The 17,282-nt window shown below is 74.8% G+C and carries 14 protein-coding genes; 5 read left to right on the top strand and 9 right to left on the bottom strand.

The window, feature by feature from the left end:
* Together ACH45N_RS13035 and ACH45N_RS13030 are read right to left on the bottom strand one after the other, a co-directional pair.
* Positions 1-1,896 carry a substrate-binding domain-containing protein gene (locus ACH45N_RS13035; protein ID WP_397394411.1) on the bottom strand — a complete coding sequence of 632 codons (1,896 nt, stop codon included), beginning with the start codon at positions 1,894-1,896 and terminating at the stop codon, positions 1-3.
* A 211-nt stretch (positions 1,897-2,107) separates the two neighbouring features.
* Positions 2,108-3,085 carry a siderophore-interacting protein gene (locus tag ACH45N_RS13030; protein ID WP_397394409.1) on the bottom strand — a complete coding sequence of 326 codons (978 nt, stop codon included), beginning with the start codon at positions 3,083-3,085 and terminating at the stop codon, positions 2,108-2,110.
* 284 nt (positions 3,086-3,369) lie between these two features.
* Here ACH45N_RS13030 and ACH45N_RS13025 point away from each other — a divergent pair, with 284 nt between their 5' ends.
* Complete coding sequence (locus tag ACH45N_RS13025; RefSeq protein ID WP_397394407.1) at positions 3,370-4,218, top strand: MHYT domain-containing protein; 849 nt, start codon at positions 3,370-3,372, stop codon at positions 4,216-4,218.
* 33 nt (positions 4,219-4,251) lie between these two features.
* Here the strand turns inward: ACH45N_RS13025 and ACH45N_RS13020 are convergent, their stop codons facing one another.
* Entirely contained in the window at positions 4,252-5,079 is an 828-nt protein-coding gene (locus tag ACH45N_RS13020) for a TrmH family RNA methyltransferase (protein ID WP_397394405.1), read from the bottom strand.
* Positions 5,080-5,104: 25 nt separating this feature from the next.
* Positions 5,105-6,187 (bottom strand): DNA polymerase IV, encoded by a 1,083-nt coding sequence (locus ACH45N_RS13015; RefSeq protein ID WP_397394403.1) that lies wholly within the window; start codon positions 6,185-6,187, stop codon positions 5,105-5,107.
* Between the two features lie 189 nt (positions 6,188-6,376).
* On the opposite strand from ACH45N_RS13015, the gene ACH45N_RS13010 reads away from it, so the two are divergent.
* Positions 6,377-7,090: a sigma-70 family RNA polymerase sigma factor gene (locus tag ACH45N_RS13010; RefSeq protein ID WP_397394401.1), complete on the top strand. Its 714-nt coding sequence runs from the start codon at positions 6,377-6,379 to the stop codon at positions 7,088-7,090.
* Here the strand turns inward: ACH45N_RS13010 and ACH45N_RS13005 are convergent.
* The gene (locus ACH45N_RS13005) at positions 7,065-9,953 is read right to left on the bottom strand and encodes a hypothetical protein (protein ID WP_397394399.1); all 2,889 of its coding nucleotides are present in this window, start codon (positions 9,951-9,953) and stop codon (positions 7,065-7,067) included. The two genes, ACH45N_RS13010 and ACH45N_RS13005, sit on opposite strands and share 26 nt — an antisense overlap.
* Before the next feature lie 131 nt (positions 9,954-10,084).
* Positions 10,085-11,044, bottom strand: a complete 960-nt coding sequence (locus tag ACH45N_RS13000) for a hypothetical protein (RefSeq protein WP_397394397.1) — start codon at positions 11,042-11,044, stop codon at positions 10,085-10,087.
* A 186-nt stretch (positions 11,045-11,230) separates the two neighbouring features.
* Between ACH45N_RS13000 and ACH45N_RS12995 the strand changes: the two genes are divergently transcribed.
* Both ACH45N_RS12995 and ACH45N_RS12990 read left to right on the top strand, forming a co-directional pair.
* On the top strand, positions 11,231-12,433 hold the full coding sequence (locus ACH45N_RS12995; protein WP_397394395.1) for a sensor histidine kinase: 1,203 nt from the start codon (positions 11,231-11,233) through the stop codon (positions 12,431-12,433).
* Complete coding sequence (locus tag ACH45N_RS12990) at positions 12,430-13,041, top strand: DNA-binding response regulator (RefSeq protein WP_397394393.1); 612 nt, start codon at positions 12,430-12,432, stop codon at positions 13,039-13,041. The genes ACH45N_RS12995 and ACH45N_RS12990 overlap by 4 nt, the downstream gene beginning before the upstream one ends.
* 6 nt (positions 13,042-13,047) lie before the next feature.
* Here ACH45N_RS12990 and ACH45N_RS12985 read toward each other — a convergent pair whose 3' ends face one another.
* On the bottom strand, positions 13,048-13,449 hold the full coding sequence (locus ACH45N_RS12985) for a YchJ family protein (RefSeq protein WP_397394391.1): 402 nt from the start codon (positions 13,447-13,449) through the stop codon (positions 13,048-13,050).
* A 17-nt stretch (positions 13,450-13,466) separates the two neighbouring features.
* Entirely contained in the window at positions 13,467-14,300 is an 834-nt protein-coding gene (locus ACH45N_RS12980; RefSeq protein ID WP_397394389.1) for a helix-turn-helix transcriptional regulator, read from the bottom strand.
* A 101-nt stretch (positions 14,301-14,401) separates the two neighbouring features.
* Between ACH45N_RS12980 and ACH45N_RS12975 the strand changes: the two genes are divergently transcribed.
* The gene (locus ACH45N_RS12975) at positions 14,402-15,169 is read left to right on the top strand and encodes an SDR family oxidoreductase (protein ID WP_397394387.1); all 768 of its coding nucleotides are present in this window, start codon (positions 14,402-14,404) and stop codon (positions 15,167-15,169) included.
* Between the two features lie 105 nt (positions 15,170-15,274).
* Here ACH45N_RS12975 and ACH45N_RS12970 read toward each other — a convergent pair whose 3' ends face one another.
* Positions 15,275-17,185, bottom strand: coding sequence for an ABC transporter ATP-binding protein (locus ACH45N_RS12970; protein WP_397397445.1), 1,911 nt, complete (start codon positions 17,183-17,185; stop codon positions 15,275-15,277).
* Positions 17,186-17,282: the final 97 nt, after the last annotated feature.

The following is a 17,282-nucleotide window of genomic DNA, read 5'->3' as shown; positions in this document are numbered from 1 at the left end:
TCACCGACCTCCCAGCTGACCGAACAGGGTGCCCAGCGTGCCGTCCAGCTCGCCGAACGAACTGTCCCAGCACTCGCCGTGCCACTCGGCCGCGATGCGCTGCAGGTCGCTCACCTGGCACGACGCCTCCCCGACCGCGACCACGTAGACCCGGACGCCCGCCGCGTCCGCCGCGCGCGCGGCCCGGACCAGGTCGTCGGCCGTGAGCTCCGCCCCCGGCCCGGCCCCGGGGTGGTTCTCGCCGTCGGTCAGGACGACGAGCGCGGTCAGGTGGCGCCGGGCGGCGCCGTCGGGGTCGAGCCCGGCCAGGTACGACGTCCCGGCGTCGATCGCGTCGTACAGCGGGGTGGCACCCTCCGGCCGTACGGTGGCCAGGCCGTCCGGCGCCGCGCCCCGGGCAGCCTCGCTCGCCGTCAGCTCCAGGACCTCGCGCGGGCTCGAGCCGGCCGCCCCGGAGAACGACCAGATGCCCACCTCGTCGGACCCGCTGAGGTGCCCGAGCGCGCCGAGGACCCCGCGCTCGGCGACGTCGATCCGCGACCGGTCACCGTCCGCGGGCCGGGCCATCGACGCGGACGCGTCGACCAGCGCCAGGACGCGCGCCGGACGCCGGGCCGTGCGGTACTGCTTCTCCGCCGACAGCACGCGGGTGTACGCCACGAGGTTCTCGCGCGGCCGGGCGGCGGGTGCGTCCTGCAGGCCGGGCAACGGCCCGTCCGGACCCGACGGCGGCCGCCCCGCCAGGCCGCGCACGCGCGCCGCACGGTCCAGGACGCCCTGTCCCGCGGACGACCCGAGCCACTCGACGAAAGCCTCGGCCCCCCGCGACCGGCGCTCGGCCGGCGCCCCGGCCCAGTCCAGCCGCACCGCGGTGTAGTCCAGGCCGGAGGTCGACCCCGGGTAGAACGGGACGAGCGCCGCGTGACCCCCGTCGGCACCCGAGGCGGGGCACGCCGCACCGGCGTCCACCATCGCCCGCTCGGTGGTCAGCACGGCGACGCGCGGCGGCTCGGACCCGGACAGCTCGGCGAGCCGGCACAGCAGCGCCCCGTCCGTGCCGAGCGGCAGGCCGACCTGCTCCAGGGCGCGGCCCAGGTCCAGCTCGAGGGTCTCGGCGTCGGCGTCGGCCTCGGCGTAGAGGGAGACGGTGTGCAGCGCGGCGGCGAACGACGTGTCCGGGTTGGCCCGGACCACGTCGAGGTCCGCCGCCCCTGCGGCGTCGACCAGCTCGCGGACCGTGTCGCCCTGCTCGGTCGTCGCGCGCAGCGCGTCGGCGTGCCGCTCGGGGACGGCCAGGACCAGCGGCGTCCCGGCCACGACCGGCCGGGCGGCATAGGCGAAGCCCTGGCCGAGCCCCTCGGCGGCCACGATGTCGGCCTGGGCCTCGGACTCCGCGATCCACACGTCCGGCCGCGGGCCCAGGTCCAGCGAGGCCTCGGTCCGCCCGTCCGGCGCCTCGGCCCAGCCGGAGGCGAAGGCCGCGCGCAGCGCGGGCCAGCCCACGGCGTACGTCGTGACGTGGTACCGCGGGCAGGAGAAGGCCGTGACCGAGTCCCGCTCGAAGGCGTCGGCCACGTCCGCGAAGCCGGTGGCGCCGTCCTCGGGCACCATGACCGCCACCTCGGTCGGGTCCTCGCAGGACCGCGCGCGCTGCAGGCCCACCACGCCCGCCGTCGTCGCGGTGAGCGCCACGACCGTCACCGCGGCGACCAGGACCGGGTGGCGGCGCGACCACCGCCAGCCCCCGGCGAGCCAGCGCGCGTACGTCCGCACGCGCACGAGCGCGGCCAGGCCCAGCAGGAACAGGACCACCGAGACCGCCAGCAGGACGATCTGCGTCCCGCGGTCCACGACGCCCATCGCGGCGGTGCAGATGCCGGCCACGGTGCCGAACACCGTGAAGAGCGTGGTGCGATGATCCCCCCACCACGGGCGCGGGCCCCCGTCGCCCCGCCGCCCGGTACCACCTGGCTGCCCCGTCGCACCCATCCGTCCTCCCCGACGTCAGGGTCCTATTTACCACACTGACCAGGTGATCTTCCCGGATCCGAGCGATAAGTCAGGAGCCCCGGACGCGGGGCCGGGCGAGCGGGCGCGGCGGGTGCGGTCAGTTCTCCGCGCGGCCCTTGCGCCAGTAGCCCATGAACGCCACGGACTTGCGGTCCACCTGGCACTCGTTGACGAGGTAGCGGCGCAGCGTCTTGATGACGCCCGCCTCGCCGGCGAGCCACGCGTACAGCACGGTGTCCTGCGCCAGGGGGCGGCCCGCCTCGTCGACCGGCACCTCCCAGAGGATGCCCGTGTCGATGTCGACGTCGTCCGCCTCGCCGGAGAGGTCCACGCCCGCGGCGGTCAGCGCCGGCGAGGTGTCCGACGACGGCCGCACACCCATCGCGAGCAGCCGGTCGGCGGCGGCCTGCACGGCCGGGACCAGCGCGTCGCCGTGCTCGCGCCCGTCGCGGGCCAGCCAGTGCACGCGCACGCCCTCCGGCGCGCCGAGCTGCCAGCCGTCCTCGGGGTGGGGCACCTCGAGGAAGACCTCGCCCACGGCGTCCTCGGGCAGGGACTCGCAGATGGCCGCGATGGCGGGCACCGCGGTCTCGTCACCGGCGAGGAGCAGCGCGTGGCCGCACGCCGGCGGGGCGAACTCGACGCCGCCGTGCACGCCGTCGTACTCCGCGTTGGGGCCCATGATGACCAGGGGGTCGCCGGCGGCCGCGTTCAGGGCCCAGCGGGACGCGGGGCCGGTGTCGCCGTGCATCACGACGTCGACGTCGACCTCGCGCATGTTCTGCCGCACGGTGCGGACCGTGTAGGTGCGCATCGGGTTGCGGTGCTCGTCGGGGAGCATCCGCCAGGCGGCGTACCAGTCGGGGTCGTCACGGCGCAGGGCGTCCCAGCCGCCCTGGGGCGACGGGAGCAGCAGCTTGATGCGCTGGTCACGGCCGTTGTCCGCGAACTTGTCCAGGTCCGGACCCGTGAAGGTGAACCGGACGAAGGACGGGCACAGGCGCGTCACGCGCGCGACCCGGACATCGAACATTCGCGAGGGCTTGACGTCGAGCCCCTCGGTCTGGATGGTCACGACGGTGAGCCTAACCTAACTTTGCCGCGCCTGTTCCCCTCCCTCCGGACCGTGGGACGGGACCTGCGTCACAGCCGGGGCGCGCCCGGCGCGGGGAACGGAAACCCGGGGAAAAGCCGCATCCCACGGAACGAAAAGATCACCCCTTGGTCCGTGAAATTAACCCTGTACAAACGGTGCATGTCGTCACATAGACCCGCTAACTTGGCGACGATCCGAACCGCTTCGACCGCCGCGACGCCCTCGCGACGCCCTTTCCCGAGCGGCGGCGGGTCGCACCCCCCTTGCACACTCTGCACCCGCTGGAGAACGACATCATGATCGACCACTTCGCGCTGGGCTGGGTCACCCCCGTCCTCTCGTTCCTGCTCTCGTGCGCCGGCTGCGCGGTCGGCCTGACCTGCACGGCCCGGGCCCGCGTGGCCCACGGATTCGCAAGCATCGCCTGGCTCGCCCTCGGCGCGATCTCGATCGGCGGCACGGGCATCTGGGTGATGCACTTCGTCGCCATGCTCGGGTTCTACGTGCGCGGCACCGAGACCCGGTTCGACGTCCCGCTGACACTGGCGAGCGGCCTGCTCGCCATCGTCGTCGTGGGCCTCGGCCTGTTCATCGTCCGCACCGCCGGCGTCGGCCCGGTCGCCCTGGTCGCGGGCGGCCTCATCACCGGCCTGGGCATCGCCGCCATGCACTATCTCGGCATGCGCGCCCTGCACGTGGGCGTGGAGATCACCTACGACATCCCGACCGTCGTCGCGTCGGTGCTCATCGGGGTCGTCGCCGCGACCGCGGGCCTCTGGCTCTCCGCGAAGGTGCGCAACTTCGCCGCGGGCGCGGGCGCGACGGTCATCATGGGCCTCGCCGTCTCCGGCATGCACTACACGGGCATGGCGGCGATGCGCGCGGAGGAGACCGACGCGATCATGCCGATCGACTCCGGCATCGGTGTGGGAGCGCTCCTAGGGCCGCTCATCATCGGCGTCACGATCAGCACGATCATGATGCTCCTGGTGGTCGGGCTCGCGCCCAGCCCCCAGGAGATGGAGGCGCAGGAGAAGTTCAAGGGCTGGCAGGGTCGCCAGGACGAGCTCCAGCGCGAGACCTCCGCGCCCCGCCGGTCCCAGCTGCTCTGAGCCGGCGCGCGCGGCGCCGGGGCGCGGGCGCCGTCAGACGCGTGTGGCCCAGAAGGCCACCGCCGACGCCGCGGCGACGTTCAGGGAGTCCACGTCGCCCGCCATCGGGATGCGCACCACCAGGTCGGCGGCCTCGACCGCGCCCTGGGTCAGGCCGTCGCCCTCGGTGCCGAGCACGAGCGCGAGCTTGTCCGGCGGGTTCGCGACCAGCTCGTCGAGCGTGATCGAGTCGTCGGTCAGGGCGAGCGCGGCGACCGTGAAACCGTCCGCGCGCAGGTCGTGCAGGCCCGCCGGCCACTCCTCGACCCGGGTCCACGGCACCTGGAACACCGTGCCCATCGACACCCGCACCGAACGCCGGTAGAGCGGGTCCGAGCAGCGCGGCGAGACGAGCACCGCGTCCACGCCGAGCGCGGCGGCGCTGCGGAAGGCGGCACCGACGTTCGTGTGGTCCACGACGTCCTCCAGCACCGCCACCCGCCGCGCCCCCGCCCCGCCGCGCGCCCCCGCGAGCAGCTCGTGCACGCCGGGCAGCGGCGGCCGGTGCATCGCGGCCAGGGCGCCGCGGTGCAGGTGGAAGCCCGTGATCTCCCGGAGCAGCGGCTCCTCGGCGACGTAGACCGGGGCGCCGGACTGCGCGATCACCTCGCTCATCGAGTCGAGCCACTTGGGCGCCATGAGGAACGAGCGCGGCCGGTGCCCCGCCGCGAGCGCCCGCCGGATCACCGTGGAGCTCTCGGCGATGTACAGGCCCTTGGCCGGCTCGTGCTTGGAGCGCAGGACCACGTCCGTGAGGCTGTTGTAGTCGGCCAGGCGCTCGTCGGCGGGGTCGTCGATGCGGACGACGTCGAGGGTGGTCACCGATCCATTCTCGCTGATGCCCCGGTCAGATCCGCCCACGGACGGGGGTGCGCTCCGTCGCGTCGCCGTCGTCGGGCATCACCATCTCGGCGCGGACGCCGAGCAGGCGCACCTCGCGGTCCGGTTCCATGCCCTCCGCGAGAGCGAGGACGGCGTCGGTCAGCTCCGCGAGCGACCGCGTCGGCACCGCGAGCTTCTTCGAGCGGTCCCGCGTGAAGAAGGGCGCGTAGCGCACCTTGAGGCCCACCCGGAAGACCGGCCGGCCCTCCGCCTCGGTGTCGGCGTGCACCTGCGCAACCAGGTCCCGCAGCGCCGCCTGAACCTGCTCGGGCGTGGTGAGGTTGCGCTGGTAGGTGGTCTCGCGGCTGTGCCCGCGCGCCACCCAGGGCGTGTCGTCGACCACGGCGGAGCCGTGCCCCCGGCCCAGGTCGCCGTACCAGGAGCCCATGCGCGGGCCGAACTCGGCGACCAGCACGTCGCCGTCGGTCGCGGCGAGGTCCGCGACGGTCCGGATGCCGTGGGCCGCGAGGCGCTTGGACACCTTGGGCCCGACGCCCCACAGGTCGATGGTGGGCCGGTCCCCCATCACGTCGAACCAGTTCCGCGCGGTGAGGCGGAAGATGCCCGCGGGTTTGCCGAACCCGGTGGCGATCTTCGCGCGGATCTTGTTGTCGCCGATGCCGACCGAGCAGTGCAGGCGGGTGGCGTCGAGGACGGCCGCCTGGGCCCGGCGGGCGACGGCCTCCGGGTCGCCGGCGTCGCAGCCGAGGAAGGCCTCGTCCCAGCCGAGCACCTCGACGACCGTCCCGAGCCCGCGCAGGGTGTCCATCACGTGCCCGGAGGCTTCGAGGTAGGCCTCGTGGTCGACGGGCAGGATGATCGCGTCCGGCGCCTTGCGGGCAGCGACCCGCAGCGGCATGCCCGACCCGACGCCGAGCGCCCGCGCCTCGTACGACGCGGTCGAGACCACCGTCCGTTCCGCCGGGTCGCCGCGCCCGCCCACGATGACCTGTCGCCCGGCGAGCTCGGGGCGCCGCAGGACCTCGACCGCGACCAGGAACTGGTCGAGGTCGACGTGCAGCACCCAGGGGAAGGCACGCGGACCCATGGCACGAGTCTCCCGGAGCCGGCCCGGGCTGTCCTGCCTGGAACGCGCGTTGCCGCGGGGCGGCCGGCTGGCACACCGTTATCGTCCCGTTATCTCTGAGAGCGAAACCCTCCCCTCTTCCCCCGGAGCCCCAAGACTCCATATTCTCCGGGGCAAGGAAAGTTCGTCTCACTCAACAGGAGAGCTGCGATGAGAACTGCCAGGAACTCCCGGTCGCCCCGCTCGCGCCGCGGCAAGGAACCGGCCCCGCACCCGGCCTTGCCGCAGTCCTACGCGGCAATGATCGAGCGCACGCCGTCGCTGGACGATGCGCAGCTGGAGTCCCTCCTCGAGCGCGCAGTCGCCGGAGCGGACGCCGCACGCACCCTCCAGGCCACCGCGGTCTCCCCCAGCCTCCGCGCACAGCTGGAGGCCAGGGTCAAGGACGGGCAATACGCAAAGGAGCGTCTTGTCCTCGCGCACCTCCGCCTCGTCCCGGCCGTCGCCGGCTCCTACGCGGGCCGCCTGCCGTTCATGGACCTCGTGCAGGAGGGCAACGTCGGGCTCGTCCGCGCCGCCGACTCGTACGACCCCGCGCACGGCACCTTCGCCGCGTACGCCCACCGCTGGGTACGCCGCTCGATCGTCCGCGCCGTCGCCGCCGCCGAGCAGGCCGAGCGCGCGAGCGGACCCACCCCCGAGCAGAACCTGCTGCGCCGCCGCGTCCGGCAGGCCCTGGCGCACCTCGACGCCGTCGAGGCCCGGGTCCTGGAGATGCGCTTCGGCCTCCTGGACGGCACCACGCGCACCCTCGACGAGATCAGCCGCCGCCTGGGCGTGACCAAGGAGCGCGTGGCGCAGATCCTCGAGTCCGCGCTCGCCCGGCTCCGCGACGTCGTCAGCCCGGCTCCCCTCGCTGCGTGACCGCCGGCTGGGCACCCGACTGCCCGGCCGGCGTCAGCCGACCGATCACCTCGTCCAGCGCCTCGTGGTACGCCCACGACGCCGGATACCCCGAGTGCGTCGCCACCGCGAAGAGATAGGCCGAGCGGTCCATCTCCTCCGCCCCGCGGTCGACGTCGTTCTCCCCGTAGCCCATCACCGGGAAGCCCAGGAAGTCGGTGCGCCGCCACAGGTTCACCCACGCGGGCTTCGCACCGCAGGTCAGCAGCGACAGCAGCGTGGCCTGTTCCCCCGAACCGGGCTCGGGGCCCTCCGGCGTCAACGGCGCCGCCGGAACGGTCCCGGGTCCGGAACCTGCCGCGCGCTCGTCGCGAGCGGCGGCCTCGACCTGCCCGCCCCACGGGTCCGCCGACCAGGCGGGTCCGGTGCTCGGCGGCAGGCCCGTCGTCGCCGGCCCCAGGAGGTCGGGGAAGAACCGGCCGAAGAACGGCCGCAGCTGCACGCCGTAGGTCAGCAGCCCGAGGCGCCCGTCCGCGCCGTCGGGCGCGGTGCGCGGCACCGGGTTGCCCGCCCGGATCAGGATGACGGCGGCCGCCAGCACGCCGCCCATCGAGTGCCCGGACAGCACCACGCGTCGCTGCGGCGCCACCCGCGCGCGCTCGGCGTCGTCGGCGATGTCGGCGCCGGTGAGCCAGGCGTCCACGCGGGAACGCACCTCGGGCACCACGCGCTCGGCGTAGCTCGGCGGGCCGAACGGGTGGGCGCTGCGCGGCAGGAAGCACAGGAGGTCCCACAGCAACCCCCACGGGCGGCCCGGGACACCGCCCGAGGCCCCGGCCAGCGCGCTGGCCACCAGCGTCGCCGCGAGCACCCCGAGCGCCGGCACCGCCAGCGACGACAACCACTGCGGCACCTGCACGACGTCGGTGCCGTCGTGCCGGGCGACCAGCGGGATGTGGGCCACCAGGGCCGCGACGTAGCACGCGGCCGCCAGCGCGCCGACGGCGAGCTCCACCCGGTGCGACATGGCCGCGACCTGTCGGCCGCGCAGCACACGCTCCAGCACGGGGTTGGCACCGCCGTCGGGGTCCGGGGCGTCCGCGACCGCGCGCCAGGCGGGCGCAGCGGGGCCGTACGGCGGCCCCGGCGTGCGCGGCGCGCGCGGGATCCAGAGCTCCCGCGAGCGCAGGGTGTCGATGACGTACGGCCCGGCCGCCGCCACGACCAGCAGCACCAGGAACACCAGCGCGATCACCACGGACGCCGTGCCGAACTCGGTGTAGACCGGCGGGACCCGCACGAGCTCGGGGTCGGGCACGGTGCGCGCGACGCCGACGAGGCCGCCCCCGAGAGGCTCCGGCGCGGGGTGCTCGCCGGTGCGCAGGGCCCACTGCACGCCGAGCACCAGCAGGCTGGAGTAGACGGCCGCCGCCGCGAGCGAGACCAGCAGGAACACGCCCGGCCCGGCGCCGTTCCAGCCCTCGGTGGCCCGGCGCCGCAGCAGCATCGCGGCCAGCACGACCACCACGGGGCTCAGCACGGCGAGCAGCGCGACGGCGACGAGCAGGTGGCGCAGCCCCGGGCCCGGCTGGGTGACCAGCACGACGCCGACGCACGCGGTGGCGACCACCGGCACCGCCGTCCACGCCGCGACGGCCCGGGTGCTGCGCGCGGTGCGCCAGGCGAGGCCGGTCGCGGCGATGCCGCCCAGGCCGACGCCGAGCAGCGCGGGCACCAGGTCGAGGCCGATCAGCGCGGGCATCCGCTCCGGCTGCGGCCCGGCGAGGCAGGCGGCGCACGCCAGCAGCCAGACCAGCAGCCCGGCGGCGAACACGGCGAGACCGGCCCGGGCCTTCCAGCGCGGGGTGACCGCCTGGACGCCGTCGTCGTCGGTACGCAGGGCGACGAACACGCACGCCCCCAGGATCACGACCAGGGCCACCAGCGGGAGACCCGGGGCCGGCAGGCCGGCGTCGGCGTAGCGCGTCCAGGTGAGGTACTGCCCCGTCAGGGCGAGCGCCGCGCCCAGGTGCGCCCACAGCAGGCCCGAGCCCGAGCGCCGCGACCAGAAGCCCGCGCGGTGCAGCGGCGGGCCCGACGGCGGCACGGTGCGCCCGGCGCGCATCACCGAGAACTTCGACTCGAACCGCACCTGGCCGCTGTGCGCCACGGCGACCAGGATCGCGACCAGCAGCACCGGGGCCAGGGAGAGGAGCGCCAGACGGTCGCCGACGTCGAGCCGGGCCAGGCCGTCGAGCGCCTCGGGGATGCGGGCGCAGACGGGGACCAGCGCGTCGGGCCCCGGGGCGGCCAGCCCGATGCAGCGGGTGCCGACCACCGACAGCGCGACCGTCGCGACGGCCGAGACGAACAGCAGCGTCAGCCCGAGCGAGAACACGCGCGTCAGCGCGGCCGTCGGGTCCGGGCGCAGGCTGCCCGTGGGCGTGTCACGCACCGTGGGCCGGTGCGCCGCCGGGACCGGGGCGGGGATGCGGCGGGCCCAGTACGCGGCGTTGACCAGGCCGAACGGGACCATCGCCGCCCACAGCAGCCGCACCGCGACCGCCCCCACGACGCCCAGCACGCCGCCGAACGGCACGCCGCCCAGTCGCGCCATCGCGCCCCACGAGTAGGCCTCGCGGCGCACGTCCGGCCGGATGGCGTGCACGTCGCCCGGCGGGAGCGCCCGGTCCCGGGCCTCGGCCGCCGGTGTGGGGACCCAGAAGCTGCCCAGGCCGTCACCGTCGGACTGGGTCACCTCGCCCCGGGGCAGGCCGAGCGCGCCGTACGGCAGCGCGTTCGCGACGCCGTGGATCCGCAGCTCGAGGATGCTGGGCGAGGTTCCGGGCGGGGTCTCGGGCCGGGCTCCGGGCGCGCTGTCCATAGCGCCCCAACGTAGGGGTGCCCGACGCCGCCGGGCACGCCGCCACGCGCGGCCCGGCCGGATCCTGCGGGAATCACGCAGGATCCGGCCGGGGTCCCTGACCTGGGGCGGCGGCTCGGTGCGCGGCCGCCTCAGGAGGCGAACGTCACCGCGACCACCGCCGCGGCCAGCAGCAGGTCGTAGACCACGCACGTCTCGGCGTACCAGCGCCACACCACCGCGCCGGCCCGGTGGTGGAACGCGTCCCAGACCGCGTGGCCCACCAGGCCCGCCGCGACCACGTACGCCCCGGTGTCCTGCCCCGCGAAGGCCGTGGCCAGCAGCGCGACCACCGCGAACACCGCGAGACCGGCCGCCTGCAGCAGCACCATCGACCGGCCCCGGATGCTGCGCCGGACCAGGCCCACCACGGGGTACACGAGGGCGACCCCCAGGATCAGCCACGGCGGGAGCCCGCCCACGCCGCCCGCGATCGTGCACGCGAGCAGCGCCAGCCCGAGCAGCACGGGCCACCGGCGCCCCAGCCACGCCAGGTCGAACCCGTGGACGTGCTGCGTGTACTCGGCGGGGCGCAGCAGCATCGCGCCGGCCATGGCCGGCACCATCAGCACGTGGCCCCAGAGCATGAGGTCGCCCGCCGTCGCGGCCCCGGCCCAGAACAGCGCCAGCAGCACCGCGAACGGCGCCGCCATCGCCGCGTTCATCTCCCAGATCGCGGGCCAGCCGTGCCGCCGCACCCGCATCCACACCGTCATGGCCGCGACCATGTCCAGCACCATCACGACCGCCCCGACGTCCGGCCGGGCCAGCGCCGCCTCGACGCCGAGGGCGGCGCCCGCCAGGTCCCACGCCGGAGCCAGCGCCAGCATGCCGAGCACCATCACCACGACCATCTCGGCCAGGTGCGCCAGGAACCTGCCGACCACCCGCGCCCGGGACACCGGTGCGGTGTCGTGGGCCAGGTGCGTCGCCGCGTGGGCGTGGCCCGCCGGACGACCCACCGCCGGCGACGCGGTGTCGCCCGTGCCGTCCCCCTGGACCGGCACCGTCATCGAAACTGCCGCCGTGACCCGGCCTGTCGTCTCCGTCATCTCGCCGTCTCCTCGCTCCGGGCGGCGTCCCTCGCCGCGCTGTTCCCCACGCTGTCGCGCGGCAGGAGACGCCAGTAGTGCCGGACCGCACCCGGGCGCGGGCACATGTCACGAGCCCGTATGACAGATGTCATCCAGGCGCCGCGGCACGCCCCGGACCGGCGTCGGCGCTGGCAGGATGGCGTCATGAGCACCGGCCCGGCCGTCGCGGACGACGGCGGCAACGGACTCGCGAGCTTCCGCCGCAACGTCTGGTGGGGGCTGGCGGGCACCGTGGCGTGCGTGCTGGGCTTCGCCGTCGGCGACTGGGTGCTCGACCCCGACGTCCCCGCAGGGCTGCGCGCCCTGACCGGACTGTCCACGGCGACCACGATCGTCGCCTGCGGCGTGCTGCTGGGGCGGCGGATGCGGGACCGGGCGCCGTCGGCCGGCTGGTTGGTCACCGCCATCGCCGCCGCGGTGGTCGCCGCGGCGGTGCCGCTCGCCGTCGGCAACTTCGGGATCTGGTCCATCGCGCCCGCCGCCACGATCGCGGTGCTCGTCATGTTCCTGCCGTCCCGCCGGGCGTGGCAGGCGCTGGGCCTCGCGCTGCTCGTGCTGCCCGCGATCGGCCTGGTCACGGCGCTGGCCACGGGCGAGCCCAACGTGGCGCACGCGGTGTGGATGCCCGCCCTCATGGTCGTGGCGTTCGGCCCGGCCATGCTCGGCATGCTCCGCGGCTGGCAGGTGGCCGCCCGGCTCGACGACGCCCGGCGGCTGGCCGGACAGCTCGCCGTGGCGGACGAGCGGCTGCGGTTCGCCGCCGACCTGCACGACATCCAGGGGCACCACCTCCAGGTGATCGCCCTGAAGAGCGAGCTCGCCGCCCGCCTGGCGGAGGCCGACCCGGCGCGTGCCGCGGAGCAGATGCGCGAGGTGCAGCAGCTCGCCGGCGATGCCCTGCGCGAGACCCGCGCCCTGGTGCAGGGCTACCGCCGCACCACCCTCGACGCGGAGATCGCCAACGCGTCCAGGGTGCTGGCCGCGGCGGGCGTCCAGGTGCACGCCGACGTCGACGCCGGCCTGGCCGCCGGCCTCCCCCAGGCACCGCGCAGCCTGCTCGGCCTCGTGGTGCGCGAGGCCACCACCAACGTGCTGCGGCACAGCAGCGCCACGCGCGCGGCGATCGTCCTCGTCCCCGACGACGCCGGCGCGCGCCTGGTGATCGACAACGACGGCGCGCGCCCGGCGGCGTCGGGCGACGGGACAGCGGGGGCCGGTGCGGTGGGCACGACCGGCGACGGCACCGGGCTGGCCTCGCTCGCGGAGCGGCTCGACGCCGTCGGCGGGCGCCTGTCCTGGGTCAGCGACGACGACCGGTTCGTGGTGACCGCGACGGTGACCGGATGATCCGCCTGCTGCTGGCCGACGACGAGGAGCTGCTGCGCGGGGCGCTCTGCGCCCTGCTCGACCTCGAGGAGGACCTGCACGTCGTGGCCGAGGCGGCCACCACCACCCAGGCCGTCCGGCTCGCGGCGCAGCACCGGCCCGACGTCGCGGTGCTCGACCTGGAGATGCCGCCCACCGACGGGCTGCACGCCGCCGGGCAGATCCTGGCCGACGCCGACGGCGCGCCGCCCCGCATCATCATCGTCACGCGGCACGCCCGCCCCGCCGTCCTGCGCCGGGCGCTGGCCGCCGGGGTGAGCGGTTTCGTGCCCAAGTCGACGCCCGCGGCGCGGCTCGCGCAGATCGTGCGCGACGTCGCCGTCGGGCACCGGTACGTGGACCCCGAGATCGCGGCGTCCGCGCTCACGGAGAACGAGTGCCCGCTGACGGACCGGGAGCTGGAGGTGCTGCGGGCGGCGCGGGCGGGCGCGCAGGTGTCCGAGATCGCGTCCGCCGTGCACCTCGCGCCCGGCACGGTGCGCAACTACCTGTCCTCGGCGATGGCCAAGCTCGGCGTCGCGACCCGCCACGCGGCGGCGCACCGCGCCTGGGAGGAGGGCTGGATCTGACCGGCTCTAGCGGTCGACCGCTTCCCGGGCGCCGTCGACGTAGAACCAGCGGCTGCCCTCCCGGACGAACCGGCTGGTCTCGTGCAGGCTGCCGCGCACGCCCGTGACCGGGTTGCGGTAGAAGGCGGTGAACTCGACGACGCCGCTCGTGTCGAACGGGCCGCCGCGCTCGGTGCGGTGGATGTCGAGGCGGCGCCACTCCTCGTCGCCGACCCCGGCGTCGGCGGGCCGGGTGTCCGGCGCCCACGTGGCCAGCAGGTAGGCGCCGTCGCCCACCGCGAACGCCGAGTACCGCGAGCGCATCAGGGCCTCGGCCGTCGGGGCGGTCGCGGCGCCGGAGTGGTAGCGCCCGCAGCAGTCGCCGTAGGTGTCGCCGGAGAGGCAGGGGCAGCGTTCGTCGTCGTGCACGGGGACGATCCTCGCACCTACGCGAACGTCTCGTGCCCCAGCACCGCGAGCAGGCGGATCTTCTCCTCGGCCGCGCTGCCCGGCGCGGGGGTCAGCACCAGGAGGGCCTGGGACTGGTCCTCGGTGAACAGCGCCTGGCAGTCCACGTCGATGCGGCCCAGCTCGGGGTGCACCAGCGTCTTGTGGTCCTCGAACCGGCGGGAGACCTCGTGCAGCTCCCAGAGCCGCACGAACTCGGAGCTCTCCCGCAGCAGAGCCCGCAGCACCTCGTCGGCGGGCGAGCCGGGCCCGGCCGCCGCGTGGGCCGCCCGCAGGGAGGCGACCTGGCTCCGGGCCTGTCGGTCGTGGTCCTCGGGCGGGTACACGTCCCGGGACGCGGGGTCGGTGAACCACCGGTAGACGGAGCTCCGGGCCAGGCCGCCGGCGGGCGCCGGGCCGAAGACGGCCTCGGCGAGGCGGTTCTGCACGAGCGTCTCGCCCAGACCCGAGATGATCAGCGCCGGGGCGTCCTCCAGGCGGTCGAGGACCCGGAGCAGGGCGGGTGCCACGTGCGAGTCGGCCGGCGTGCGCCGCGGCACGCCGTGCCCGGCCAGGCGGAACAGGTAGTCGCGCTCGTCGGCGGTCAGGCGCAGGGACCGGGCGAGCGCGGCGAGCATCTGCTCGGACGGCTGCGGCCCGCGCTGCTGCTCCAGCCGCGCGTAGTAGTCCACCGACATCCCGGTCAGGGCGGCGACCTCCTCCCGGCGCAGCCCGGGGGCGCGACGGCGGGGCCCGGGCACCAGCCCGACGTCGGACGGGCGCAGGGCCTCCCGGCGGCGGCGGAGGAAGTCGGCGAGGGCTGCGCGGTTCATGCCCCCATCGTGCGCCCCGCCCGGGGCACGAACCAGGGAGCGCCGGTCCCTGGTTCGCCGGGTCTCTCCCGCCGCCGGCGCCGGGGCCGCACGGTGGAGCCATGAACACCTACGGAAACACCGTCTTCATCCCCGGCGGCACGCGCGGCATCGGCCTCGCCCTCGCCACCCGCCTCCAGGCCCGGGGCAACACCGTGGTCGTCGGCGGCCGCGACACGACGGCGCTGGACGCCCTCGCCGCGCGGCACGGGTTCGGCACCGTGCGCATCGACACCACCGACCCCGCCTCGATCGCGTCCGCGTCGGCCGAGGTGATCGAGCGGTTCCCCGACGTGAACGTGCTGGTCCCCATGGCCGGGATCATGCGCGCCGAGGACTGGCGCACCCCGGGCTTCCTCGCGGACGCCGAGGCCGTCGTCACCACCAACGTGCTCGGCCCGGTCCGGCTGATCGCGGCGTTCACCGAGCATCTGCAGGGCCGGCCCGACGCGACGATCCTCACCGTGTCGTCCGGCCTGGCCTTCACACCGCTCGGTGTCACGCCGTCGTACAACGCGTCCAAGGCGGCGGTCCACATGCTCTCGGAGAGCATCCGCCTGCAGTTCGACGGCACGAGCGTGTCCGTCGTGGAGCTGGTGCCGCCGTCGGTGCAGACCGAGCTGATGCCCGGGCAGGACACCAACCCGCTCGCCATGCCGCTGGACGAGTTCGCCGACGAGGCGCTCGCGCTGCTGGAGAGCCGGCCCGACGCGCACGAGATCCAGGTGGAGCGGGTCAAGTTCCTCCGCTACGGCGAGGTCCGCGGTGACTACGACCAGGTGGTCGCCACGCTCAACGGGACCGACCCCCACGCGGTGGCCGCTTCCTGACCCGCCCGCCCCGACAAAACGGACCATGCAGCTGCTGCCAGGATCCAGCACGTCCTGGCAGCAGCTGCATGGTCCTTGGTGACGGCCGGGGCCGCCCCGTGCGGGCTACGTCGCGGCCGTCTCCTCCACCGCCGGGGCCGCGAACTGGCTCGCGTACAGGCGCGCGTAGGCGCCGTTCGCGGCGAGCAGGTCGTCGTGCGAGCCTTGCTCCACGATGTCGCCGTGCTCCATCACGAGGATCACGTCGGCGTCGCGGATCGTGGACAGCCGGTGCGCGATGACGAACGACGTCCGGTCCTTGCGCAGCCGGTTCATGGCCTCCTGCACCAGCACCTCGGTGCGGGTGTCCACGGACGACGTCGCCTCGTCGAGCACGAGGATCGCCGGGTCCGCCAGGAACGCCCGCGCCAGCGTGAGGAGCTGCTTCTCGCCGGCCGAGACCGACGAGCCCTCCTCGTCCACGACGGTGTCGTAGCCGTCGGGCAGCGTCCGCACGAACGGGTCCACGTGGGTGGCCCGGGCTGCGGCGAGGAACTCGTCCTCGTCCACCGTCACGCCGTCCGGCACGCCGTACCGGAGGTTCTCCTCGATGGTGCCCTTGAACAGCCAGGTGTCCTGGAGCACCATCCCGACCGACGAGCGCAGGTCGTCGCGCGACATGTCGCGCGTGTCCACGCCGTCCAGGGTGATGCGCCCGCCGTCCACCTCGTAGAACCGCATGAGGAGGTTGACCAGCGTCGTCTTGCCGGCGCCCGTGGGTCCGACGATGGCAATGGTCTGCCCCGGCTCCGCAACCAGGTTCAGCCCGGTGATCAGGGGCTGGTCGGGCGTGTACGAGAACGTGACGTCCTCGAACGCGACCCGGCCGCGCACCGGCTCCACCTTCTGCGACCGCTCCGGGTCCGGGGACTGCTCCGGGGCGTCCAGCAGGTCGAACACCCGCTCGGCGGAGGCCACGCCGGACTGCAGCAGGTTCATCATGGAGGCCACCTGCGTGAGCGGCTGCGTGAACTGGCGCGAGTACTGGATGAACGCCTGGACGTCACCCAGCGACAGCGTGCCCGAGGCGACACGCAGGCCGCCGATCACCGCGACGATCACGTAGTTCAGGTTCGCGAGGAAGCCCATCGCCGGCTGGATCGTGCCCGAGATGAACTGCGCCTTGAAGCTGGACGCGTACAGCGCACGGTTCTCCTCGGCGAACGCCTCCGCCGTGGACTCCTGGTGCCCGTAGACCTTCACCAGCGCGTGCCCGGTGAACGACTCCTCGATGTGCGCGTTCAGGCGCCCCGTGGCCGCCCACTGCTCCACGAACTGCGGCTGGCTGCGCTTGGCGATCTGCGCCGTGAGGATCACGGACAGCGGCACCGTCACGAGCGCCACGAGCGCGAGGACCGGCGAGATCCAGAACATCATGCCGAGCACACCGATCACCGTCAGGACGGCGGTGACGAGCTGCGCGAGGGTCTGCGTGGTGGTCTGCGCCACGTTGTCGATGTCGTTGGTGACGCGCGAGAGGATCTCGCCGCGCTGCTTGGCGTCCACGTAGGACAGCGGGATGCGGTGCAGCTTCGCCTCCACCTGGTCGCGCAGGTCCCGCATGGTCCGCTGCACGACGCCGGCGGTGATCCGGGCCTGCAGCCACCCGAACAGGAACGCCCCGACGTACGCCGCGACCACCCAGCCCAGGGTCTGCATGAGCATCGTGAAGTCGATGCCCTGGCCGGGCACCACGCCCACGACGCCGGACAACAGGTCGGCCATCTGGTCCTGGCCCTCCGCGCGCAGGCCGGCCTCGGCCTGCTCCGTGGTCACCCCGGCGGGGAGCTGCGAGCCCACGACGCCCGCGAAGATCACGTTGGTCGCGTTGCCGAGCAGCTTGGGCCCGAGCACGGTCAGGGCCACCGAGCCGATGCCCAGCACCATGAGCACCACGACGTTCAGGCGCTCGGGACGCAGCATGCCGGCGAACCGGCGCAGCGACCCCTTGAAGTCCATCGGCTTCTGCACGGGCATCCCCATGCCCATGCCCATCGGCCCGGGTCCCCGTCCAGGACCGCCGGGGCCGCGTGGCGGTGCCGTCGTCGTGCCCTGGCTCTCGCCCTGAGGCTTC

It is taken from the genome of Promicromonospora sp. NPDC019610 (genome assembly GCF_044389365.1).
GTDB lineage: Bacteria > Actinomycetota > Actinomycetes > Actinomycetales > Cellulomonadaceae > Promicromonospora.
Note: the sequence above shows the minus strand (reverse complement) of the source record. Positions and strands in the feature narration are given on the sequence as shown.

Coding starts and splice junctions, on each gene's coding strand:
- ACH45N_RS13000 (WP_397394397.1), bottom strand. CDS start 11,044: ATGACGGAGACGACAGGCCGGGTCACGGCGGCAGTTTCGATGACGGTG.
- ACH45N_RS12990 (WP_397394393.1), top strand. CDS start 12,430: ATGATCCGCCTGCTGCTGGCCGACGACGAGGAGCTGCTGCGCGGGGCG.
- ACH45N_RS13005 (WP_397394399.1), bottom strand. CDS start 9,953: ATGGACAGCGCGCCCGGAGCCCGGCCCGAGACCCCGCCCGGAACCTCG.
- ACH45N_RS12970 (WP_397397445.1), bottom strand. CDS start 17,185: ATGCCCGTGCAGAAGCCGATGGACTTCAAGGGGTCGCTGCGCCGGTTC.
- ACH45N_RS13010 (WP_397394401.1), top strand. CDS start 6,377: ATGAGAACTGCCAGGAACTCCCGGTCGCCCCGCTCGCGCCGCGGCAAG.
- ACH45N_RS12995 (WP_397394395.1), top strand. CDS start 11,231: ATGAGCACCGGCCCGGCCGTCGCGGACGACGGCGGCAACGGACTCGCG.
- ACH45N_RS12975 (WP_397394387.1), top strand. CDS start 14,402: ATGAACACCTACGGAAACACCGTCTTCATCCCCGGCGGCACGCGCGGC.
- ACH45N_RS13015 (WP_397394403.1), bottom strand. CDS start 6,187: ATGGGTCCGCGTGCCTTCCCCTGGGTGCTGCACGTCGACCTCGACCAG.
- ACH45N_RS12980 (WP_397394389.1), bottom strand. CDS start 14,300: ATGAACCGCGCAGCCCTCGCCGACTTCCTCCGCCGCCGCCGGGAGGCC.